Origin of the sequence: Streptomyces sp. Edi2 (assembly GCF_040253635.1) — a bacterium.
Classification (GTDB): Bacteria; Actinomycetota; Actinomycetes; order Streptomycetales; family Streptomycetaceae; genus Streptomyces.
Map to the genome: position 1 here is coordinate 4640838 of NZ_JBEJGX010000003.1, position 21170 is coordinate 4662007.

20 protein-coding genes are annotated in these 21170 nt (G+C 71.1%); 10 read left to right on the forward strand and 10 right to left on the reverse strand.

Annotated elements, in window-relative coordinates:
• Positions 1 to 234 precede the first annotated feature (234 nt).
• The 4 genes from ABR737_RS23840 (at position 235) to pspAB (ending at position 3038) form a co-directional block, all read left to right on the forward strand.
• Positions 235 to 1134, forward strand: coding sequence for an LLM class flavin-dependent oxidoreductase (locus ABR737_RS23840; RefSeq protein WP_350252137.1), 900 nt, complete (start codon positions 235 to 237; stop codon positions 1132 to 1134).
• 296 nt (positions 1135 to 1430) lie between these two features.
• Positions 1431 to 2330, forward strand: coding sequence for a zinc metalloprotease HtpX (gene htpX / locus ABR737_RS23845; RefSeq protein ID WP_350252138.1), 900 nt, complete (start codon positions 1431 to 1433; stop codon positions 2328 to 2330).
• Positions 2330 to 2488, forward strand: coding sequence for a hypothetical protein (locus ABR737_RS23850; protein WP_350252139.1), 159 nt, complete (start codon positions 2330 to 2332; stop codon positions 2486 to 2488). The genes htpX and ABR737_RS23850 overlap by 1 nt, the downstream gene beginning before the upstream one ends.
• A complete protein-coding gene (gene pspAB, locus ABR737_RS23855) occupies positions 2475 to 3038 on the forward strand; it encodes a PspA-associated protein PspAB (RefSeq protein ID WP_350252140.1) in 564 nt (187 codons plus the stop codon). The genes ABR737_RS23850 and pspAB overlap by 14 nt, the downstream gene beginning before the upstream one ends.
• Positions 3039 to 3140: 102 nt before the next feature.
• Here pspAB and ABR737_RS23860 read toward each other — a convergent pair whose 3' ends face one another.
• Complete coding sequence (locus ABR737_RS23860; RefSeq protein ID WP_350252141.1) at positions 3141 to 3683, reverse strand: RNA 2'-phosphotransferase; 543 nt, start codon at positions 3681 to 3683, stop codon at positions 3141 to 3143.
• A 111-nt stretch (positions 3684 to 3794) separates the two neighbouring features.
• A complete protein-coding gene (locus ABR737_RS23865; protein WP_502964497.1) occupies positions 3795 to 4409 on the reverse strand; it encodes a PadR family transcriptional regulator in 615 nt (204 codons plus the stop codon).
• A gap of 138 nt (positions 4410 to 4547) precedes the next feature.
• Here ABR737_RS23865 and ABR737_RS23870 point away from each other — a divergent pair, with 138 nt between their 5' ends.
• Positions 4548 to 5138 carry a hypothetical protein gene (locus tag ABR737_RS23870; RefSeq protein WP_350252143.1) on the forward strand — a complete coding sequence of 197 codons (591 nt, stop codon included), beginning with the start codon at positions 4548 to 4550 and terminating at the stop codon, positions 5136 to 5138.
• The gene (locus ABR737_RS23875) at positions 5135 to 6481 is read left to right on the forward strand and encodes a carotenoid oxygenase family protein (RefSeq protein WP_350252144.1); all 1347 of its coding nucleotides are present in this window, start codon (positions 5135 to 5137) and stop codon (positions 6479 to 6481) included. The genes ABR737_RS23870 and ABR737_RS23875 overlap by 4 nt, the downstream gene beginning before the upstream one ends.
• 279 nt (positions 6482 to 6760) lie before the next feature.
• On the opposite strand, the gene ABR737_RS23880 is transcribed toward ABR737_RS23875, so the two are convergent.
• The 3 genes from ABR737_RS23880 to ABR737_RS23890 form a co-directional block, all read right to left on the reverse strand.
• On the reverse strand, positions 6761 to 7999 hold the full coding sequence (locus ABR737_RS23880) for a MerR family transcriptional regulator (protein ID WP_350252145.1): 1239 nt from the start codon (positions 7997 to 7999) through the stop codon (positions 6761 to 6763).
• A 408-nt stretch (positions 8000 to 8407) separates the two neighbouring features.
• The gene (locus ABR737_RS23885; protein WP_350252146.1) at positions 8408 to 10174 is read right to left on the reverse strand and encodes an SDR family oxidoreductase; all 1767 of its coding nucleotides are present in this window, start codon (positions 10172 to 10174) and stop codon (positions 8408 to 8410) included.
• Positions 10175 to 10290: 116 nt separating this feature from the next.
• The gene (locus ABR737_RS23890; protein ID WP_350252147.1) at positions 10291 to 11157 is read right to left on the reverse strand and encodes a M24 family metallopeptidase; all 867 of its coding nucleotides are present in this window, start codon (positions 11155 to 11157) and stop codon (positions 10291 to 10293) included.
• Positions 11158 to 11364: 207 nt separating this feature from the next.
• Here ABR737_RS23890 and ABR737_RS23895 point away from each other — a divergent pair, with 207 nt between their 5' ends.
• The 4 genes from ABR737_RS23895 (at position 11365) to ABR737_RS23910 (ending at position 15139) form a co-directional block, all read left to right on the forward strand.
• On the forward strand, positions 11365 to 12420 hold the full coding sequence (locus ABR737_RS23895) for an ABC transporter ATP-binding protein (protein WP_350252148.1): 1056 nt from the start codon (positions 11365 to 11367) through the stop codon (positions 12418 to 12420).
• Positions 12410 to 13351, forward strand: coding sequence for an ABC transporter permease (locus ABR737_RS23900; protein WP_350252149.1), 942 nt, complete (start codon positions 12410 to 12412; stop codon positions 13349 to 13351). Before ABR737_RS23895 ends, ABR737_RS23900 begins: the two co-directional genes overlap by 11 nt.
• A 76-nt stretch (positions 13352 to 13427) precedes the next feature.
• Positions 13428 to 14339: an ABC transporter ATP-binding protein gene (locus ABR737_RS23905; RefSeq protein ID WP_350252150.1), complete on the forward strand. Its 912-nt coding sequence runs from the start codon at positions 13428 to 13430 to the stop codon at positions 14337 to 14339.
• Between the two features lie 23 nt (positions 14340 to 14362).
• The gene (locus ABR737_RS23910) at positions 14363 to 15139 is read left to right on the forward strand and encodes an ABC transporter permease subunit (protein ID WP_350252151.1); all 777 of its coding nucleotides are present in this window, start codon (positions 14363 to 14365) and stop codon (positions 15137 to 15139) included.
• 131 nt (positions 15140 to 15270) lie between these two features.
• On the opposite strand, the gene mltG is transcribed toward ABR737_RS23910, so the two are convergent.
• The 5 genes from mltG to ABR737_RS23935 all read right to left on the reverse strand — a co-directional run bounded on the left by mltG (position 15271) and on the right by ABR737_RS23935 (position 20899).
• Positions 15271 to 16137 carry an endolytic transglycosylase MltG gene (gene mltG, locus ABR737_RS23915; RefSeq protein ID WP_350252152.1) on the reverse strand — a complete coding sequence of 289 codons (867 nt, stop codon included), beginning with the start codon at positions 16135 to 16137 and terminating at the stop codon, positions 15271 to 15273.
• Between the two features lie 374 nt (positions 16138 to 16511).
• Positions 16512 to 17798, reverse strand: a complete 1287-nt coding sequence (locus tag ABR737_RS23920; RefSeq protein WP_350252153.1) for a CynX/NimT family MFS transporter — start codon at positions 17796 to 17798, stop codon at positions 16512 to 16514.
• A gap of 208 nt (positions 17799 to 18006) precedes the next feature.
• Positions 18007 to 18717: a FadR/GntR family transcriptional regulator gene (locus tag ABR737_RS23925; protein ID WP_350252154.1), complete on the reverse strand. Its 711-nt coding sequence runs from the start codon at positions 18715 to 18717 to the stop codon at positions 18007 to 18009.
• Between the two features lie 334 nt (positions 18718 to 19051).
• The gene (gene lysA, locus ABR737_RS23930; protein ID WP_350256902.1) at positions 19052 to 20398 is read right to left on the reverse strand and encodes a diaminopimelate decarboxylase; all 1347 of its coding nucleotides are present in this window, start codon (positions 20396 to 20398) and stop codon (positions 19052 to 19054) included.
• Positions 20399 to 20584: 186 nt separating this feature from the next.
• Positions 20585 to 20899 carry an SAV_915 family protein gene (locus tag ABR737_RS23935; RefSeq protein ID WP_311622912.1) on the reverse strand — a complete coding sequence of 105 codons (315 nt, stop codon included), beginning with the start codon at positions 20897 to 20899 and terminating at the stop codon, positions 20585 to 20587.
• Positions 20900 to 21170: the final 271 nt, after the last annotated feature.

Consider the following 21170-nt stretch of genomic DNA (forward strand, 5'->3'; position numbering starts at 1 on the left):
ATCTTCCCGTACCGCCATGCACAGGAGTGCGGTGGGTTGCGCGCATGAGCCCGTGGCGGCCGGGCGGATGGGGTGAGGACGGGCGGTGGCGGAGCCCGTCCACGGCGTCGAGGGACGTGGTGGAGCCGGTCCACGGCACCGAGGGATGTGAGGGATGTGAGTGCTGTGGCGGAGCTCGTCCACGGCACCGAGGTGAATCGTCCGCACCGTGCGGACGGCCGTACGCTCGGGGGTATGCGACTGAGCACCGTGATACTCCCCGTCCGCCGCTGGTCCGAAGGCGGACGGGAGGCATGGCAGCGCGCCGAGGAGCTGGGCTTCCACGCCGCGTACACCTACGACCACCTCTCGTGGCGGACCTTCCGTGACCAGGCGTGGTTCGGCGCCCTTCCGACGCTGACCGCGGCCGCGGCCGCGACCTCCCGTCTGCGGCTGGGCACCCTCGTCACCTCGCCGAACTTCCGGCACCCGGTCACCCTCGCCAAGGAACTGATCTCGCTCGACGACATCAGCGACGGCCGGATCACCCTGGGCATCGGCGCCGGCGGCAACGGCTTCGATGCCACCGCGCTCGGCCAGGACCCCTGGGAGCCGCGGGAACGGGCCGACCGCTTCGCCGAGTTCGTCGCGCTGCTGGACCTGCTGCTGACCCAGGATGTCGTCTCCTACGCCGGCGACCACTACTCCGCGCACGAGGTCCGCAACATCCCCGGTTGCGCGCAGCGGCCGCGGCTGCCGTTCGCGGTGGCGGCCACCGGGCCGCGCGGGCTGAAGCTGGCCGCCCAGTACGGTCAGGCATGGGTCACGACGGGGGATCCCAAGGTCTCCAACGGAGGCGGTACGCCGGACGAGTCGCGTGCGGCGATCCGCGGACAGCTCGAGCGCCTGGGCAAGGCCTGTGCCGATCAGGGCCGGGACCTCGCCGACCTGCAGAAGATCATGCTGACCGGCTTCACTCCGGACCGTCCGCTGGACTCCGTGGACGCCTTTGTCGACTTCGCCGGCCGCCACGCCGAGCTGGGTATCGACGAGCTGGTCCTCCACTGGCCGATCGCCGATTCGGTCTTCGAGGCCGACGTCGCGGTCTTCGAACGGATCGCGACGGAGGGGCTGGGGCAGCTGGCCGCGCGGTAGGAGGGGCTCCGGAGGCGTCTCCGCGGCCGCAGGACGTCCTGCAGTACTGGTGGCCACCAATAGGCCACCCGTACTGGTCGGCCCTGGCATGGAAGCTCCCCGACAGCACCGGCATCGAAGCTGCCCGACAGCCCGACGCGCCCGGTACTCCCCTGGCCTGGGCTTTACCCTGCATATAGCTCCGAAGAGGGAGAATTGGGACAGCGGGGCGCGGTGTGCGTCCCGTGGCGCGCGATGCGCGGACGGCACGCGAGCGGTGGGCGCATTGCGCGAACTGCGGTGCTTTCGGAGGAGCCATGGCACAGACCCGATTCGCCCCGGACCACGGGCTGACCACACGCATGGTCACCACGATGTTCTTCATCGGGCTGCTGTACGTCGTGGTCGTCGGCGTGCTGGTGGTGCTGCTCAAGGGCGCGTGGGTGGTGGTGCTGCTGATCGCGGGCGCCCTGTTCATCGCGCAGTTCTGGTTCAGTGACCGGATCGCGGCGTTCAGCATGGGCGCGCGCGAGGTCACCCCGGAGCAGGCGCCCGAGCTGCACGGCGCCGTCGACCGGCTGTGTGCGCTGGCCGATATGCCCAAGCCGCGGGTGGCGATCGCCGAGTCGGATGTGCCGAACGCCTTCGCCACCGGTCGCGGTCAGAAGAACTCCCTGGTGTGTGCCACCACCGGGCTGCTCAGGCGGCTGGAGCCGGAGGAGCTGGAGGGGGTGCTGGCCCACGAGCTCTCGCATGTCGCGCACCGCGATGTCGCGGTGATGACCATCGCCTCGTTCCTCGGCGTCCTGGCCGGGATCATCACCCGGGCCGCCCTGTGGAGCGGTATCGGGCGCAACAACCGGGACCAGAACGCGGCCATCGCGGTGCTCATCGTGACCGCCGTGAGCGTGGTCGTTTACGCGATCAGCTTCCTCCTGACCCGGCTGCTGTCCCGTTACCGCGAGCTGTCCGCCGACCGGGCCGCCGCGCTGCTGACCGGCCGCCCCTCGGCACTGGCCGCCGCGCTGACCAAGGTCACCGGCCAGATCGCGAGGATCCCGACAGAGGATCTGCGCAAGGCCCAGCCGTTCAACGCCTTCTACTTCGCCCCGGCGTTCAACAAGGAGAGCTTCAGCCGGCTGCTCTCCTCGCACCCGACGCTGGAGCAGCGGCTGGACCAACTGGCCAGGATCTCGGCGCAGCTGGGGCGGGCGTGATGAGCGGCGTCGCCGGGGCGGATGTGACGAGTGGCGTGGTCGGGATGGGCGTGATGGCCGGGGCGGGCATGCCCGACGTGGCTGGGCCGCATGTGATGACCGGTGCAGTGGGGCCGGAGGAATCGAGCAAGGAGTACGTCACGCATGGGATTTCTTGACGCCATCCTCGGCCGCAGCAAACCGGTACGACCCGATCTCGACCAGCTCTTCGCGCTGCCGTCCGCGGCGGTCACCCTGCAGGCGGCGGCCGGATTCGAACCCACCGGCCTGGGGTCGGTGTGCTTCGCCAGCGTCGAGGGCGGGACGTTCGCGCGTATCCAGGAGGAGGCGCGGTCCCTGCTGGACGGTTCGGTGGAGTTCACCCAGGACGCGTACGGCTATACCTGGCTGCTTGCGCGGCATCCGGCCGAGGACGTAGCGGGCCTGGTCAACGACCTGCACGCGGTCAATACCTCGCTGGAGGAGGCGGGGTTCGGCCCGCAGCTGCTGTGTTCGCTGGTCGGGTTCCGTGATGAACGGCAGCGGTCGCTGGCGCTGGTCTACCTCTACAAGCGCGGCACGTTCTACCCTTTCTCCCCCAAGGAGGGCGGCGGTGAAAAACGCGACAACCCGCTCGAACTGGAGGTGCGGGCGATGCTCGGGGACGACCTGACCATCGAGCAGGATCTGGCGCGGTGGTTCCCCGTGTGGGGGGCGCCGGGCCTCTGACGGAGCGGGCCGGCGGGCGGGGGCCGGGGGGAGACAGGGCGGTGGGCCCGGTCCGGCCGTCTGGGCACGCCGTTTTCGGTGGAGTCCTACGGGAGCGATGGCTCAGCCGGGGAAACGCAGGAACGGGACCGGTACCCGGCCGGTCAGCCAGACGCCGTTCGCGCTGACCCGGAAGACATGGCCGGCACGGTGCATCGCCCCCGCGTCCACGGTCAGGACCACGGGCTTGCCGTGCCGTGCGCCCACCCGGGTCGCGGTCTCGCGGTCGGGCGAGAGGTGGACGGCATGCCGCGACATCGGCCGCAGCCCTTCCTCCCGGATGGCGGCCACATTGCGGGCCACTGTGCCGTGGAAGAGCTGCGCGGGTGGTTCGGCGGGCGGCAGATCGAGGTCGACATGCACCGAGTGGCCTTGCTGGGCACGGATCCGGTCGTTCTCGATGGCGTAGCGCTGCTTGTCATTGCCGGCGACCACCTCCGCCAACTCCGCCCGGGAAAAGCGGAATCCATGCCGTGCGGCCGCTGAAATGAGCTCTTCCACGGACACCCAGCCCCGGGCGTCGAGGGTGATGCCGATCCGCTCCGGTTCATGGCGCAGGTGTTTTGCCAGGTACTTCGAGATGCGCACGGAGCGCTGGTTGTTCATGTTTCCAGGGTGCCGCGTGCGGCACGCGACGGCACCTGAATTGCGGGCCGGGGAGATGGTGGTGCGGCCGCCCGGGGCGTGCTGCCTGCCTTCGCGCCACTCCGCTTCCTGCTACTCCGCTTCGTTCGGCCGGCTTTCCTTCTCCAGGCCTTCCTTCCGGCGGCCTTCCTCGTGCTGCTTCCTCGCGAGTTCGCTGGCCTTTTTCGCCTTTGCGCTGGTCACCTCGTCAGCTGCCCAACGGGCCCATTCCTCCTGGGTCGCCGACATCCGCAGGCCGTATTCCAACGCAATCCGTCCGTAGACCGAAATCATTTCCTCGTCCCACTGGGCGGTCTCTTCGATGTGCTCGAGCGTGGCACGGGTGCGAGCAGCGCGTTCGGCCTGATGCAGGAGAAAAGTCTGTGCCTCGAGGGGCGTCACGATGCCGAGGAAGAAGACGCGCAACAGGCCGTCATCGCGAGGGGGGCCGCCGGGTTCGACGTCGGTGAGCCATTGGCGCAGCTCCGCCAGGCCGTCCTGGGTGATCGCGTACTCCTTGCGGCCGCGGGGGCCGTGGGCGGCGATCTCGACGAGTCCGGCGGTCGTGAGCTTGGTGAGCTCGCCGTACACCTGACTCTGTGTGGCCGGCCAGACGCTCGACAGTGAGGCGTTGAACAGCTTCATCAGGTCGTACCCGCTCGCCGGGGCTTCGGCCAGCAGGCCCAGCACTGCATGTCTCAGGCTCATGACCGGCACTTTACCTTCCACTGTTGACATGTCAAAGGTGGAGGTTCTACATTCGACATGTCGAAGTTGGAATGTGTGCCAAGTGCGGCGACTCGTCCCGGCGTTGAGGCGCGCGGCCGTGCAGGAAGAGGGGGAATCATGAACTACCTGCGGAGCTTCATTCCGTGGCTGGTCTTTGCGGGGGTGGCCTCCGTCGGCTGGCAGTGGGGGGCGCTCGCCGGCCTGCTGATAGCCGTGGCGCTGCTCATCTCCGACCGTGCCGCGGGACTTTCGCTCGACTACCGGCTGCTGGAGTACGGCACGATCCTGTTCTTCGCGGGCCTCAGCGTGCTGGCCTTCGCCCGTCCCGACAGCGGGCTCAAGATGTACGGCAGCGCCTTGTCGCAGGGCTGGCTGGCGCTCATCGCCTGGGTGTCGATTGCCGTGCGGCGGCCCTTCACGATGGGGATTGCGCGACGGATGGCCCCGCCCGAGGTCTGGCACACCCCGCTGTTCCGCCGCATCAACGTCGTGCTCACGGCCGCGTGGGCGCTGTCCTTCACTCTCACCGCGATCGCCCAGACCGTCGCCTCCCTCCAGGCCTGGAACGTCATCGTCTCGATCGCCATCCAGATCGCCGGATTCGTCCTTCCCATCCGCTTCACCGCCGCCTACCCGGAGCGGGCCCGCGCCCGCTTCATGGAGAAGTCCGGTGTGCAAGCCGACACCCAAGGAGGCCTGGCCGCATGACCACCACACCCCCGACCACCGCAACCGCATCGCACGCCCCCGCGCCCCACATGGCCGGCAACTTCGCCCCGGTGAAGGGCGAAGTGACCGCCTACGACCTTCCGGTCACGGGCACGATCCCGCCCGAGCTGACCGGCTGGTTCCTTCGGAACGGCCCCAACCCGCGGGATGCCGCCACCGCGCACTGGTTCTTCGGCGACGGCATGGTCCACGGTCTGCGCCTCGAGGGCGGCCGGGCCGTCTCCTACCGCAACCGCTGGGTCCGCACCTCCACCTTTGAAGGCGAACCCAGGGAGGACGCGCAGGGCCGCCGCAATCTGGCGGCGGGCGTGGCCAACACCCATGTCGTCCGGCATGCCGGACGCACTCTCGCGCTGGTCGAGTCGTCCTTGCCCTACGAGATCGACTGCCGTCCCGGCCATGAACTGGAGACTCTCGGCGCCCACGACTTCGGGGGCCGACTCGCCACCGCCATGACCGCTCATCCCAAAACGTGTCCCACCACCGGCGAGCTTCATTTCTTCGGAGTTGGCGGCCCCACCCCGCCCTATCTCACCTACCACCGTGCCGACGCATCAGGGGAGTTGGTGATCAGCCGCCCCATCGATGTTCCGGCGCACACGATGATGCACGACTTCCATCTGACCGCCGGCCATGTCATCTTCATGGACCTCCCGGTCGTCTTCGACCGCAGCCGCCCCGGCATGCCGTTTGGCTGGGACCCGGAGTACGGCGCCCGGCTCGGAGTGCTGCGGCGTGACGACCCCTATGGCGAGGTCCGCTGGCTGCCCATCGACCCTTGCTATGTCTTCCACGCCCTGAATGCCCATGACGAGGGTGACCAGCGGATCGTTCTGTATGTGTCCCGCTACGCCGAATTCGGCGGCATGGCCCCGGCCCACCTCTGGCGCTGGACCATCGACCTCACCACGGGCACGGTCGCCGAGGAACAACTCGATGACCGGTTCTGCGAGTTCCCCCGGGTGGACGACCGGCTCGCCGGGCTGCCGGCCCGCTTCGGCCATGCCACCACCGGCGAGCTGCCGGGCAGCGGCCCCATACCCGGTGCCCTGCTCCGCTACGACCTGCAGACCGGTGCGGTCGTCCGGCATGACTTCGGTCCGGGGCGCACTCCGGGCGAGGCCGTCTTCGCCCCGGCGGACGACCGTCCGGGAGGCCCGGGCTGGCTGATCACTTATGTCTACGACGCCTCCACGGACACCAGCGATCTCGTCGTACTTGACGCGGAGGACATATCCGCCGACCCGGTCGCCACGGTCTCTCTCCCCCAGCGGGTGCCGTACGGCTTCCATGGCAACTGGCTCCCCGATCCGGTCAGGTGAGGCATTGATGGGCGTGATGAACGGGCCGTGCCGCGCACGATCTGATCCTTGACAACTCAAGACTGCGTACGGCGAAGCCGGGCGGGTTGCGTCAGGCGGCGGAGGGCCATGGTGGGTGCCGGCCGTGGCTCACCCAGGGCAGGGTCTGCCACGGCGCACCAGGCGTGGCCGGCGCGGGGTGGGGGTTGGTTGGTGCTCAGGGGGCGTCGGGCCGTGCTCCGCTGGGCTCCGCGTCGGCCGGGCGCGGCATTGGCTGGGTTCGGTGTCGGTGTGGAGGCCCTAGATGTGTTGTCCGGAGAGGTTGGTGACGGTCCGGTGCCCGGTGCCGGTCCGGTGCTCCGGACGGGCACCGGCCACGCCGTCCTTCGGCGCGGTCCCGCTTCCGCCCGACGCCAGGGCGTCCATGGTGCGGGCCTGTACCTCCCGGTGTGCGGCGGCGGCGATGAAGGCGGCCGTGTGCTCCGCGCCCACCAGAGCCCGCACCGCTTGCACGGCTTCGGCGGGGAGCAGCACCGCCTCCGGCGCCGTGCCGGGGCCGGACGCGGTACGGGGAGCCGCGGCGGGCCCGGGTGCGGCCGTCGGAACGGCCGGCGGCGGTTCGAGCTCGCGGCGGGGCCCGGGCACGGCATGGGGGCCGGGCGCGGCCTCGGGTTGGGGCACGCTTCCGTGGCCCGGCTCGGAAGGCGGCGTCCCCGCGGGCGCCCGCCCGGCGTCGGCCGCCGCTGCCGACGCCTTGGCCCGCACCTCGACGGACCCGAGTGCGTCTGCCGGTAGTGCCTCGCTGAGGTGATGGCGCAGGTAGCGGGTGGCCAGGGTGCGCATGGCGCGGGCGAGTTCGGCGTCAATCGTCTGCTGGGCCAGCGGGCGCAGCCGGCGTACGAGGGCGGCGGCTTCCGTGGCCTCGGCCTCGGTGGGCGGGTGGTCCAGGAGGGGCTGGAAGACATGCTCGGTGGTGAAGTCCAGGAAGCGGGAGGCGATGTGCTCGACCTCGACCCGCACCTCCCGCAGATGACCGGTGATCGCCGGCAGCGGGACGCCGGCGGAGTGCAGTTCGGCGGCCACCGCGAGTTCCTGCGGGCTGGGGACGAGGAATGCGTCGTCCTCGCCGGGGATTCTTTCCAGGATGCCGAGTTCGACCGCCTCGGCGATCGCCTCCTCGTCGGAGGCGCCCCCGAAGGCGGCGTCCAGGTCCGGGCGGTTGACGCGAGAGGCCTCTTCGTCGGTCCACGGTCCGTCGATCTCGGCGACCAGACCCAGGACCCCGCCGAGGCCGATGCCCGCGTCCCAGGCCTCCAGGAGTTCCTTGATGCTGGCGAGGGAGTAGCCGCGGTCGAGCAGACCGGCGATCTGGCCCAGCCGGGCCAGATGGGTGTCGCCGTAGACATTGGCCCGGCCCCGGCGCTCCGGGCGGGGGAGCAGCCCGCGGTCCTGATAGGCGCGGATCGTGCGGACCGAGGCGCCGCTGAGGTGCGCCAGGTCCTCGATGCGGTATTCGCCCGTCGGCGGCTGCTCGGTCACTGGGGTGCTCCTTATGAGAGGGCCGCGTACGACGGGTGGCGGGCCACGAGAGGGCCTCGTGCCACAAGAGGGTCGCGCGCTACGAGTGGGCCGTGCGGTGCACCGTGCCTGCCGTGGTCAGGTGCTCTCCACGGCCCGTGCCTGCCGCGGCCCGTGCGGCCGAGCCGGGCCCGGGGTGCCGGAAGTGTATTCGGGCCCCAGGGAGCACGCCGCACGGCGGCGGACACGGCCGGGCCCCGACCAGGCCAGGGACCTCACCCCCAGGCCACGGCCCCCGCCCAGGCCAGGCCCTCGCCCGGTCCCGGCCGTGAATACATGCCGGGACTGCGGCCGAGCCCCAGCACGGGATGCGTGCCAAGACCTCGGCCGCAGCGCCCGGCCGAGTGAATGCCGGCCGGGCGTCCGGCGCTACAGTCGCGGCTCGAAGCGGGCGAGGGCGCGCAGCGCGCGCGGGGTGAAGCGGGACATCAGATGGGCGCCGCGGGCTTCGGGGGCGACCGGCACCATCGCCTGATTGCGGACCACCGCACGCAGAATGGCGTCGGCGACCTTCTCCGGAGGGTAGTTGCGCAGCCGGTACATCCGCGCGGCCTTGGCCTGGCGGCGTTTCTCCTCGTCGGCCGAGACACCGGTGAAGCGGGCCGTTGCGGTGATGCCGGTGTTGACCAGTCCCGGACAGATGGCCGAGACGCCGATGCCCTGACCGGCCAGTTCGGCACGAAGGCACTCGCTGAGCATCAGGACGGCCGCCTTGGACGTGCTGTAGGCGGGCAGCACCCTCGACGGCTGGAAGGCGGCGGCGGAGGCGATATTGACGATATGGCCGCCCTGTCCGCGGTGTGCCATCCGCTTGCCGAAGATCCGGCAGCCATGGATGACGCCCCACAGATTGACGTCCAGCACCTTCTTCCAGTCCTCGGAGCCGGTCTGCAGGAAGGGGCCGGACAGGCCGATGCCGGCGTTGTTCACCAGGACGTCGACGGTGCCGTACTCGGTGTCGACCCTGTCGGCGAGCTTCTCCATCGCCGCCTCGTCCGAGACATCGACGACCTCCGCCCAGGCCTCCGGCGCACCGACCAGCCGGGACATCTCGGCGGTCCGCGCCGCGCCTTCGGCATCCCGGTCGACGGCGACGATCCGTGCGCCGGCCTCGGCGAAGGCGAGAGCCGTCGCCCGGCCGATGCCGCCGGCCGCGCCGGTCACCAGCACCAGCTGACCGCCGAACCGGTCGGCATGCGGCCCGGAGGCCACGACCTGCTGTGCCGGATTCCCCTCTTCCTTGGCGGTGACGAACGCACCGATCCAGGAGACGAGCTGGTCGGGGCGGGAACGAGGGACCCAGTGCTTGGCGGGGAGGGTGCGGCGCACCAGCTGGGGCGCCCACTGCTCCAGGTCGTCGTACAGCCGCTGGGAGAGGAAGGCGTCGCCGGTCGGGGTGATCAGCTGGACCGGGCAGTGCGCATAGGCGTCGCTGCGCGGGCGGCGGAGCCGGGGAAGAACATTGTCACGGTAGAGCCAGGCGCCGTGGGCGGCATCGGTCGGCAGGGAGGCGGTCGGGTAGTCACCGCCCGGTACCTTCTCCAGGCGCTGCAGGATCTGTGGCCAGCGCTTTCCGAGCGGACCCTTCCATGCCAGCTCGGGCAGTACGGGCGTGTGCAGCATGTAGACGTACCAGGACTTGGCGCTCTGGTGGAGGAGCTGGGCGGCGCGCCGGGGCGTGGGGCGCGCCATACGCTTCTTGATCCAGTGGCCGAAGTGGTCCAGGGACGGGCCCGACAGGGAGGTGAAGGAGGCGATCCGGCTCTCCGTACGGCGCACCGTGGCGAACTCCCAGGCCTGGACCGAGCCCCAGTCGTGGCCGACGAGGTGAACCGGGCGGTCGGGGCTGACGGCGTCGGCGACGGCCAGGAAGTCATCCGTCAGCTTCTCCAGGGTGAAGCCGCCGCGCAGCGGCTGCGGAGCGGTGGACCGGCCGCAGCCCCGCACGTCGTAGAGCACCACATGGAACCGGTCGGCCAGGCCGCGGGCGACCTCGGACCACACCTCTTTGCTGTCCGGATAACCGTGCACCAGCATCACCGTGGGCTGTGCCGGATCCCCCAGCTCGGCCACGCACAGCTCGATGCCACCGGTCCGCACCCAGCGCTCCCGCGCAGGACCCAGTCCCGAACCCACTCCCGGACCCGGTCCTTGTCCTGGCCCCGGCCCCGGCCCCGTACCTTCTCCCGGCCCCTTTCCTGCTCCCTTTCCCGGTCGCTGTCCCTGTCCCCGTCCCCGACCACGTCCCGTGTTCACGCTGCCCTCTCCTCCTGCCGGTGCCGCACATGCGGCACATGGTCGTCCAGCCAAAAGGCGCTTTCCTGCGGGTCCTTGGAGTCCGTGACGACCAGGATCTCCTCGAATTTCGCGCCCGTTCCCCGGAACCCGAGGTGGGGTTCGACCGCCCACAGGCCCGGCTGCGGAGGGTGGTCGGAGAAGGCGTAGGGGCTCCACAGCGGGGACCAGCCGTCACGGTGGCCGTGCAGTGCATCGGAGGCGAGGCCCTTGAGGGACTGGATGCCGAACCCGAAGAGGGTGGGCGACCAGCGGCGCCGGCGGACCCGGTCGATCTTGTGCGCGATGACGCCGAAGGGGTAGGCGCGGTGGCGGTTGGTGTAGCCCTGCCGCACCATCAGCCGGTCGACGTCCTCGTAGATCTCCCGCAGCGAGCGCCCCTCGCGCACCTCGTGCAGGATCAGCCGCCGGTGCGCTCCGAGGTCGGTGAGCAGCCGGTCGTGCACGGGGTTGAGCCCGAGGCAGCCGGAGGAGCCGATGTCGGCCGTGAAGCTCCGATGCACCGGCGCCATGTCGAGGATGAAGGCCATCCCCGGCTCCAGCTGGCGGCGGGTGGGGAAGAACTGCAGCGGCAGGCGGAAGTTGACGAAGGCGGTGCGGTCGCCGAACCATGCGAACGGCAGATGGAACCAGTCCCGCACCCCGCGCTCGCGCAGCCACTCACGCTGCATCCGCGCCGCCTCCCGCTCGGTGACCCCGGGCCTGAGCTGGGCGGCCACCGCCTCGGCGCAGGTGTACGCGAGCCGCTGGACCTCTCTGAACCCCCTGAGCTCGGCGGTGAGTTCTCCGGCTCCTGGTGAGGTCGCCGGGGTGGCTGAGGCCATCGTCAACCGTCCGTCCGTGAGCGGTGCATCGCGGTACGCGTCCGTAACTTGACACTGACGAATGTGACAATGGCCGGCGGCCGCGTCAAGGGGGCCGTCGGGTAAGCGTCGCAACCCGGATGCCATGGCCTCTCGGAGCAGGAGACCCCTACGGGCACGTAATACCGCAGGGGGAGACGCATCCCACCGTCTGGTCTGACGACTGGTGTGGCCGGCGCCACTACCGTCGAGGACGTGACTGTGATCGTGACCGAAAGCCTGAGCAAGCGGTACCCGCGGGTGACCGCGTTGGACCGGCTCTCCCTTGACATCGCCCCCGGCGTAACGGGCCTGGTGGGCGCCAACGGTGCCGGCAAGTCCACCCTGATCAAGATCCTTCTCGGACTGGCCCCGGCCACCGAAGGGACCGCGCAGGTCCTCGGCCTGGACGTGACCAAGGACGGCGGCACCATCCGTGAGCGGGTCGGCTATATGCCCGAGCACGACTGCCTGCCGCCGGACGTCTCGGCCACGGAATTCGTCGTGCACATGGCCCGGATGTCCGGACTGCCGCCGGCCGCCGCCCGTGAGCGCACCGCGGACACCCTGCGCCACGTCGGCCTCTACGAGGAGCGTTACCGCCCCATCGGCGGCTACTCCACGGGCATGAAGCAGCGGGTGAAGCTGGCCCAGGCGCTGGTCCACGACCCGCAGCTGGTGTTCCTCGACGAGCCCACCAACGGCCTCGACCCCGCCGGGCGGGACGAGATGCTCGGCCTGATCCGGCGCGTTCACGCCGATTTCGGGATCTCCGTCCTGGTGACCTCCCACCTTCTCGGTGAGCTGGAGCGGACCTGTGATCATGTCGTCGTCATCGACGGCGGAAAACTGCTGCGCTCCTCCTCGACCGATGAGTTCACGCAGGTCACGGCCTCGCTGGCGGTCGAAGTCACAGACACCGACGCCCATCCGGACGGCACCGCGGCGCTGCGCGCGGCCCTGGCCGCCGCCGGAGCCGCCGTCACCACCGGCGCCGCCGGCTCGGAAAGCCTCGCCTCCGCCGGCCACCTCCTGTATGTCGAGGCGGCCGGGGAGGAGACCTACGACCTGGTGCGGGACACCGTCGCCGGACTCGGGCTCGGCCTGATCCGGATGGAACAGCGCCGGCACCGGATCGCCGAGGTCTTCCGCGATGCGGACGCGGCGCACGACACCCCCGCCACCGCAGGCGCCCCGAGCGCCCCGTATGCCACCCAGGACGGAGGCGCCCACGATGTCGCCTGAGCCCAAGACATCCGCGTCCGCGGCATCCGCGTCCGCGACGTCCGCATCCGCCGCGCCGGGCGGCGCCTATATCCACAACATCGGCTACCGCCACTACGACGGCCCCCGCCTGGGCCGCGCCTACGCCCGGCGGTCGCTCTTCTCGCAGAGCCTGCGCGGTTCCTACGGTCTGGGCCGCTCGGCCAAGAGCAAGGTGCTGCCGATGCTGCTCTTCGCGGTGATGTGCCTGCCCGCCGCGATCATGGTCGCGGTGGCGGTGTTCACCAAGGCCGCGAGCCTCCCGGTCGGCTACTCCAGCTACGCCGTCTACCTCCAGGCCGTCATCGGCCTCTATCTGGCCTCCCAGGCCCCGCAGTCGGTCTCGCGCGATCTGCGCTTCAAGTCCATACCGCTGTACTTCTCCCGCCCCATCGAGCGCAGCGACTATGTGACATCGAAGTTCGCGGCGATGGCCGGCGCTCTGCTGATCCTCACCGGCGCCCCGCTGCTGGTCCTCTACGTCGGCGCGCTGCTGGCCAAGCTGGACTTCGCCGACCAGACCAAGGGGCTGGCCCAGGGACTGGTCACCGTGGTGCTGCTCTCGCTGCTGTTCGCCGGGATAGGCCTGGTCGTCTCCGCGGTCACGCCCCGCCGTGGCTTCGGTGTCGCCGCCGTGATCGCCGTCCTCACCATTCCGTACGGTGCGGTGAGCGCCGTCCAGGGCATCGCCTTCAATCAGGGCAACGAGGGCGCCGTGGAGTGGCTGGGGCTGTTCTCCCCCATCACGCTGATCGACGGTGTGCAGTCGGCCTTCCTCGGCGGCACCAGCTCTTTCCCCAACGGCGTGGTGCCGTCGACCGGTGCCGGATTCGTCTATCTCCTCGTCACCCTGACCGTCATCGCCGGCTGCTACGCCCTGCTGATGGGCCGCTACCGGAAGGCCGGACTGTGACCGCCCCAGGCCGCCGGCTCCCGCCGGCCGGCGTCCCCGGTCCGACCACCACCCTCCTAAGGAATGGGCTGCGCCCATGAGCACTCTCACCATCGACCATGTCTCGCGCTGGTTCGGCAACGTCGTCGCCGTCAACGACATCACGATGACCATCGGTCCCGGCGTGACCGGCCTGCTCGGCCCCAACGGCGCGGGCAAGTCCACGCTCATCAACATGATGGGTGGCTTCCTCGCGCCCTCCAACGGCTCGGTCGCCCTCGACGGGACCACGATCTGGCGCAACGCCGGTATCTACCGCCACATCGGCATCGTCCCGGAGCGCGAGGCGATGTACGACTTCCTCACGGGGCGCGAATTCGTCCTCGCCAACGCGGAGTTGCACGGACTCGGCCGGGCGGAGGCGGCCAGGGCGCTGGCCACCGTCGAGATGGAGTACGCCCAGGACCGCAAGATCTCGACGTACAGCAAGGGCATGCGGCAGCGCGTGAAGATGGCTTCCGCGCTGGTCCACGACCCGTCCGTGCTGCTGCTCGACGAGCCGTTCAACGGTATGGACCCCCGCCAGCGGATGCAGCTGATGGAGCTGCTGCGGCGGATGGGCGACCAGGGCCGCACGGTCCTGTTCTCCTCACACATCCTCGAAGAGGTCGAACAACTCGCCTCGCACATCGAGGTGGTGGTGGCCGGACGGCATGCCGCGTCCGGTGACTTCCGCAAGATCCGCCGCCTGATGACGGACCGCCCGCACCGCTATCTGGTCCGGTCCGACAACGACCGGGCACTGGCCGGTGCGCTGATCGCCGACCCCTCGACGGCCGGCATCGAGGTGGACCTCGCCGAAGGCGCGCTGCGCATCCAGGCGGTCGACTTCAGCCGCTTCACCGAACTCCTGCCGCGGGTCGCCCGCGACCACGGCATCCGCCTCCTGACGGTCTCGCCCTCCGACGAGTCGCTGGAATCCGTCTTCTCCTACCTCGTAGCGGCCTGAGGCCCTGAAAGGAGCCCTGACGCATGTCCACGACCACTCCGACGGCCCCCGCCGCGCCCCCCGGTGCGCCCAAGGCCGCACTCTTCCACCCGACCGTTGCCCGGCTCACCTACCGCGCCCTGCTCGGCCGGCGCCGGGCCCTGATCCTCTTCGCGCTGCCCACCCTGCTGGTGGCGCTCGCGGTGGCCGTCCGGGTGCTGACCGGCGCCGATGACTCCACCGCCGGCGGCATCCTCGGCGGCTTCGCGCTGGGCACGATGGTGCCGCTGATCGGCGTCATCGCCGGTACGGGCGCGATCGGCCCGGAGATCGACGACGGCTCGGTGGTCTATCTCCTCGCCAAGCCGGTGTCCCGGCCGACGATCATCTTCACCAAACTCCTGGTCGCGATAGGCGTCACGGTCGCCTTCTCCGCCCTTCCCGTGCTGCTCGCCGGCTTCCTCCTCAACGGCAACAGCCAGCAGATGGCCGTGGGATACGCCGTGGCGGCGGCCGTCGCGTCGGTCGCCTACAGCGCCCTCTTCCTCCTCTTCGGCACGATCACCCGGCACGCCGTCGTGTTCGGCCTGGTCTACGCCCTGGTCTGGGAGGCGCTGGTCGGCACCCTCATCCCGGGCGCGAAGACGCTCAGCGTCCAGCAGTGGGCGCTGGCGGTCGGCCAGAAGGCAGCCGCGGAGGGTGCCATCGTCTCTGATGTGCAACTCCCGCTCGCCATCAGTCTGTTGACCGCCCTCACGGTCGCCGCCACCTGGTTTGCCGCCCGCCGCCTGAAGGCGCTCACTCTGGCCGGCGAGGAGTAACGAGGAGCAACGGGGTAGCGAGGAGTGACGACGTCCGGGCGTGGCGCGGGTGGAGGGGCAGCGTGAAGGGGACGGCAGTCGCGGAGGGGGCTGCGCGCAGGGCGGGGGCTCCGGGCACGGAGGCGACGCCCCTAAGCCCCGCCGGCACCACCGCCACCACCGGCCCCGCTGTCACCAGCCCCGCCGTCACCGCCCCCCGCAGCGCTCGCCTGCCGGCCGTTGAACTCCCGGACGTTGCGGAGATGTTCCTGGTAGTCGGCGGTGAAGCGGGTGTCGCCCGGTTTGACAGTGACGAAGTAGAGCCAGTTACCCGTGGGCGGCGCGCCGGCCGCCTTCAGCGCGTCGGCCCCGGGATTGTCGATCGGCGTCGGCGGCAGGCCCGGGTAGCGGTAGGTGTTGTACGGGCTCTTGGTCCTGGTGTCGGCGTGGCTGGTCTGGAGGGTGCTGCGGCCCAGCGTGTAGTTGATCGTCGAGTCCATCTGCAGCGGCATATGGTGCGCAAGCCGGTTGGCGATGACCCGGGCGACCTTGCCCATATCGGCCGGCCGGTCCGCCTCGGCCTGCACGATGCTGGCGATGACGAGCGTCCGGTAGGAGGTGACCCCGTCGGCGGCGAGCCGCTGCTTGGCGGTTTTGACCATGTAGCCGAGCAGCGACGCCGGGGTGGTGTCCGAGTCGAAGGGGTAGGTCGCCGGGAAGAGATAGCCCTCGGGGTTGCCTTTCGCCTCGGCCGGCAGGCCCAGATGTGCGCTCTTGGCGGCCTTCGCGGTGGACCCGGCCGGACGGTGCAGGGCCTTGTCGGCGGCCGCGTAGACCTGCGAGGCCCGCTCCCCCTCCGGGACGGTCAGCGTCTGCCCGGGCCGCAGCCCGCGCAGCAGCCTCGGCACCAGCAGAAGGGCAAGGACGACCAGCACGCACAGCACCGCTACGAGGATGAGCCGGCCGGCGCGGGAGAGCCGCGGTCCTGACCGGCGAACGGTGCGCTCCACATCGCTCATGGGGGCACGGTAGGCGAGACCGAAGGGGCGCGAGGCGGCTGATCCCCGGATCTCCCCCGACCGGGGAGATCATTCACCGGCTCGCCATCCACCGGCCACACCCCGGCCGGTCACGGGGCGGAGGCCGGCCACCCCGGCCGCCGCGTCAGCCTGACGGGCGGCCCTGCCCCAGCCCGCCCGGCGCACCCTCCTCAGCCCCGCCGGTCCGCCGGGCGCCCGTCGGTCCCTGCCTCAGCTCCTGACGACCCTGCCCCGGTCGGCCAGGACCTGGTCCGCCACGAACCCGGCCCGCCAACCACCCCGGCTCGCCACGACCCCGGGCCTGCTCCTGAGCGCCCCGGGCCGCTGCCCTTCACGCCCCCGCCCCGCCTTCCTCAGCGGACGGCCGGCGTTCCGATCCGCTGGTCCCGGCCCGCGCCCATGCCCACCAGGGACAGTCCGGCGCAGACGGCGATCAGCAGCAGGAGGGGGACGGTCCAGCCGCGGGTGGCCTGGTGGACGGCCCCCAGGACGAGCGGGCCGGCGGCCGCCAGAAGGTACCCGCCGGTCTGGGCCATACCGGAGAGGCGCGCAGCGGTGTGGGCATCGCCGGAGCGCAGCACCATCATCGTCAGGGCCAGGCCGAGCGCACCGCCCTGCCCGACGCCGAGGAGCGCCGCCCACAGCCAGGCGCCCGCCACCGGCGCCAGCAGCAGTCCGCCGATGCCGCAGGCCATCAGCGCGGATACGGCCACCGCCAGCAGCCGCTGCCGCCGCATCCGCCCCGCGAGCACCGGCACGATGAACGATCCGGCCATCTGCAGCAGCGTGCTGAAGGCGAAGACCAGGCCCGCCTCGCCCTTGCCCATGCCGTGGTCGGTGAAGATCGTCGGCATCCAGGCGATGCTCACGTACGCGATCAGCGACTGCGACCCCATGAAGAGCGTGACCTGCCAGGCCAGCGGGGAACGGCTCAGCTTCGGCCCGTCCTCGCCGGCGTGCCGGGGGGCGGCCGCGGCCGCACCGTGGCGGGTGCCGCGCCGGGCCATGAGCGTCTGCGGAATCCAGACGACCGCAGCGACGGCGGCCGGCAGCGACCAGGAGACCAGCGCCCCCTGCCAGCTGCCGAGCGCGTTCTCCAGCGGGACCGCGGAGGCGGCCGAGACGGTCGCGCCCAGGATCATCGCGGTCGAGTACAGCGCCGTCATCCCCGCGGCCCGCTCCGGGAAGTCCCGCTTGACCAGGCCCGGCATCAGCACATTCAGCAGGGCTATGGAGGTGCCGACCACGGCACACCCGGCGAACAGCGCGACCACCGGCGGGGCGATCCGCAGCACGATGCCCCCGCACAGGGCCACCAGTGCCCCGCACAGCGCCGCCTCCGTGCCCCAACGGCGTGCCAGCTTCGGTGCCACGAGCGAACCGAGGCCCATGAAGATCAGCGGGATCGTCGTCACCAGGCTGCTGGCCGTCGCGGTCAGCCGGAAGTGCCGGCCGATCTCGCCGAGCAACGGCGAGACCCCGGCCAGCGCCGCCCGCATATTGACCGCGGCAAGAACGATTCCGGCCATGATCAGGGCCGGGTGGGCTCGCAGACGCCGACGGGCCGCGGCGACCGGCGGTGCCGCGACCAGATCCTCCTCAGCGTCGATCAAGGTTGCTTCGGAGCTGGTCCCTGCCATACGTGCGTACCTCGCCAAGGGTGGTGTGCGGTCGGGGAAGAGAGCGGTGTGCGTTCGGGGAAAGGAGTGGTGTGCGTCCGCGGAAGAGAACGTCCGCGGAAGAGAACGTTCGCGGAAGAGAACGTTCGCGGAAGGGAAAGTCCGCAGACGAGAAAGAAGAGAGGGGAACTGGAGGCGGTAATCGGCATATCGGAAGCGGGCGAGGGTGTCAGCGGCCGGCCAGCAGGTTCTCCACGGCCCGCTTCGGCTTCTCCAGCAATGCGCGGATGGCCTGCTGAGCGGCCTCCGGGTCGCCCGCCGCGATCGCGTCCAGGACCGCGGCATGATCGCCGTGCACGATCTTCGGCATCGCCCGGTCGCCGAGAGCGTTGACCAGCGTTTCCCGTACCGAGCTGCTGAACCAGCCGTAGGTGGCCGTCAGCGCGGTGTTGTGCGCGGCCTCGACGACGGCCTTGTGGAAGGCGATGTCGTGATCGGCGTAGAGCTCCAGGCTGTCGGCATCGGGCTGCCCCTCCGCGTCCGCCAGCTCGGCCTGAGCGTCCAGGGCCGCCCTCATCCGCTCCAGATCGGCGGGCAGATGGCGGAGCGCGGCCAGTCGGGCCGCTTCCGCCTCCAGGGCGATGCGCAGCTCCAGTACGTCACGGATTCCGGCCCGCTGGACGCCGCGCATGACGTCGCCCGGGTCGGTGGTGGAGACGACGAAGGTGCCTTCGCCCTGCCGGGAACGCAGCATCCCGGCGTGTACGAGCACCCGTACCGCCTCGCGGATGGTGTTACGGCCGACCTGGAGCTGTTCGGCGAGCGCATGCTCGGTGGGGATCCGGGACCCCACCTGCCACTCCCCGGCCGTCAGTTGGGACCGCAGGGCGTCGACGACGGTGTCCACCAGGGACTGCCGTCCCGCTGCCTGTAGTGCCATGCCCGATCCGATCCGATCCAATGCGATTCGATCTGCTCCGGGTCTGATCTGCGGCTTGCCCGGTCATCCTACAACTGATGTGTTCACGATACACGGAAGCGGTGGGAGGCAGGCGAGGGGGAGGGAGGTGAGGCAGGCGGGGGAGGTGAGGGAATCCGAGGAGTGCGACCGCCGGGAGGCCCACCGGGAAGGGGCCCACCGGGAAGGAGCCCACCGGGAAGGGGCGCACCGAAGGGCCCGCCGACCGCCCGCGGGAGGCGGGGCCGCGGCGCGGCGGCCCCCCGCGGCCCCCCGGCGGACCTCCCGGCGGGCCGAGCGGCGGCCCCTCCCGGCATCACAGCCCGATGTCCCGCTCCTGGATGTCCGCGAGGGATTCGCGCCGTACAAGAAGGCGGGCGTGTCCCTCGGCGACGGCGACGACCGGTGGCCGGCCGACGAGGTTGTAGCCGGAGGCCATCGAGAGGTGATACGCACCGGCAACGGGCACGGCCAGCAGATCGCCGGGACGGATGTCGCCCGGCAGCCGGACATCGGCGGCGAGCACATCGCCGGCCTCGCAGTGCCGTCCGACCACGGTGACCGGTTCCGGCGCGGCGGACGTGCGGCGGCCGATCAGCCGTGGCGCATAGCGCACCCCGTACAGCGCCGGCCGCGGGTTGTCGCTCATCCCGCCGTCCACCGCCACGAACGTGTGCGTACCGGTGCGTTTGACGGCCAGCACCCGGTAGAGGACGACGCCGGCCGGACCCGCGATGGCGCGGCCGGGTTCGATGGCGAGCCGTGGCACCGGCAGCCCGGCCGCCGCGCAGCCGCCGGTCAGTTCGGCGCGGACCCGGTCGCCGAGGGAGGCGAGGTCGAGCGTGGGCTCGCCGGGTCGGTAGGCGACGCCGTGGCCGCCCCCGAGATCCAGCTCGGGCAGGGTGACGCCGTGCTGCTCGTGAATCCGGGCCAGCAGGCCGATCAGCCGGCGTACGGCCGAGAGGTAGGGCTTGACGGTGGTGATCTGCGAGCCCAAGTGGCAGTGCAGGCCGACCAGTTCGAGACGTGGCTGGTTGAGGACCCGCGTGATGGCGTGCTGTGCGGAGCCGTCGGCGAGCGACAGTCCGAACTTCTGCTCGTCGGTCCCGGTACGGATTTTGGCGTGGCCGCCCGCGGCGATGCCCGGCACGACCCGGATCAGCACCTTCTGCCGACTGCCCGCGGGGACCGCGGCGGCCAGCCGGGCGATCTCCGAGGTGCTGTCGATGACGATTCGGCCGACGCCGAGCCGCAGCGCCGCCCGCAGGTCGGCCGGGCTCTTGGCGTTGCCGTGCAGCACGATCCGCGTGGGCGGGAATCCGCTGCTGACGGCCAACTCCAGCTCACCGGCGGAGCAGACGTCCAGGCCGAGCCCTTCCTCCCGCACCCAGTGGACCATGGCGCGGCACAGGAACGCCTTGGCGGCGTAGAGGACATCGGCGTCCGGGAAGGCCCGAAGGTAGGCCCGGCAGCGGTGGCGTATCTCGGCTTCGTCCAGGACGTAGGCGGGCGTACCGAAGCGGTCGGCGACCTCGGTGAGCGGGACGCCGCCCACGGCGAGGTCGTCGTGGCCGAGCGGCGCCGTGGAACCGGGCCAGATGGACAGCGGGTCGTCAGCGGGCAACGGCGCGTCGGCGGACGGCGGTTCGTCGGCGGTGGACATCGGCTCGCCGGTGGACGGCGGTTCCTTCGCGGGCAGCAGCTGGTTGGCGGACGGCGGCGGGGTGGTGGCCGGTGGCGCGCTCGTCACGGCGGTGGCCGTGGTGGCCGGCGACGGAGCGGCGGTCCGGCGCGTGGTGCGGCGAGGGGGCTGGGGCAGCGTGCGGTGGCTCATGGCGGTGGCTCTCCCTCAGACGGCCCGTAGGTGCTGACCACGGGGAATGCCGGGGGCGAACCGCGGATCGACGGTCAGGGCCGTCGCTCCGACGGGTTCGGCCAGCGCACGCAGCGCGGGCTCGGAGAGCCTGACCCAGGGCTGGTCGCTGCCGAGGGCCGCGGCGAGCCGCTGGGGCGAGGTGAAGCCGACGGCGGTACGGCCGCCGAGCGGAGTACGGAACAGGCGGGCGGTGCAGCCCGCGGGGCCCGACCGGACAGGGACGAAGAGAAGCCCGGCCGGGACACGTTCGGCAGGCTCGGGATCTTCCGCGTACAGAAGGTGGGACACGGCGTTGCTCCTCGGGCAGGACCTCGGCCCCGGACCGGTGGGAAACGCGTACGCCGGGGCTCGGCCCTGACGCTATTCCCGGGGAACCGGACACTCCGCCGGCCACTGACGCGTCATTGACGGGTTGTGGACGCTACTTGACGCGATACTGCCGCCTGGTGACCGATTGTGCGGCGGTGGTGACACCAGGGTGCCTGTTCCTCCGGCCGGGGCGCCCGCAGTCCGCCCTGTCCGTCCGCCGCCGCGCGTCCCGGGTCCGCCGATCTGTCCG

What these genes read in the sequence shown, in the direction of transcription:
- ABR737_RS23840 (WP_350252137.1), top strand. Translation starts at nt 235, where the DNA reads ATGCGACTGAGCACCGTGATACTCCCCGTCCGCCGCTGGTCCGAAGGC.
- htpX (WP_350252138.1), top strand. Translation starts at nt 1,431, where the DNA reads ATGGCACAGACCCGATTCGCCCCGGACCACGGGCTGACCACACGCATG.
- ABR737_RS23850 (WP_350252139.1), top strand. Translation starts at nt 2,330, where the DNA reads ATGAGCGGCGTCGCCGGGGCGGATGTGACGAGTGGCGTGGTCGGGATG.
- pspAB (WP_350252140.1), top strand. Translation starts at nt 2,475, where the DNA reads ATGGGATTTCTTGACGCCATCCTCGGCCGCAGCAAACCGGTACGACCC.
- ABR737_RS23860 (WP_350252141.1), bottom strand. Translation starts at nt 3,683, where the DNA reads ATGAACAACCAGCGCTCCGTGCGCATCTCGAAGTACCTGGCAAAACAC.
- ABR737_RS23865 (WP_502964497.1), bottom strand. Translation starts at nt 4,409, where the DNA reads ATGAGCCTGAGACATGCAGTGCTGGGCCTGCTGGCCGAAGCCCCGGCG.
- ABR737_RS23870 (WP_350252143.1), top strand. Translation starts at nt 4,548, where the DNA reads ATGAACTACCTGCGGAGCTTCATTCCGTGGCTGGTCTTTGCGGGGGTG.
- ABR737_RS23875 (WP_350252144.1), top strand. Translation starts at nt 5,135, where the DNA reads ATGACCACCACACCCCCGACCACCGCAACCGCATCGCACGCCCCCGCG.
- ABR737_RS23890 (WP_350252147.1), bottom strand. Translation starts at nt 11,157, where the DNA reads ATGGCCTCAGCCACCCCGGCGACCTCACCAGGAGCCGGAGAACTCACC.
- ABR737_RS23900 (WP_350252149.1), top strand. Translation starts at nt 12,410, where the DNA reads ATGTCGCCTGAGCCCAAGACATCCGCGTCCGCGGCATCCGCGTCCGCG.
- ABR737_RS23905 (WP_350252150.1), top strand. Translation starts at nt 13,428, where the DNA reads ATGAGCACTCTCACCATCGACCATGTCTCGCGCTGGTTCGGCAACGTC.
- ABR737_RS23910 (WP_350252151.1), top strand. Translation starts at nt 14,363, where the DNA reads ATGTCCACGACCACTCCGACGGCCCCCGCCGCGCCCCCCGGTGCGCCC.
- mltG (WP_350252152.1), bottom strand. Translation starts at nt 16,137, where the DNA reads ATGAGCGATGTGGAGCGCACCGTTCGCCGGTCAGGACCGCGGCTCTCC.
- ABR737_RS23920 (WP_350252153.1), bottom strand. Translation starts at nt 17,798, where the DNA reads ATGGCAGGGACCAGCTCCGAAGCAACCTTGATCGACGCTGAGGAGGAT.
- ABR737_RS23925 (WP_350252154.1), bottom strand. Translation starts at nt 18,717, where the DNA reads ATGGCACTACAGGCAGCGGGACGGCAGTCCCTGGTGGACACCGTCGTC.
- lysA (WP_350256902.1), bottom strand. Translation starts at nt 20,398, where the DNA reads ATGTCCACCGCCGACGAACCGCCGTCCGCCGACGCGCCGTTGCCCGCT.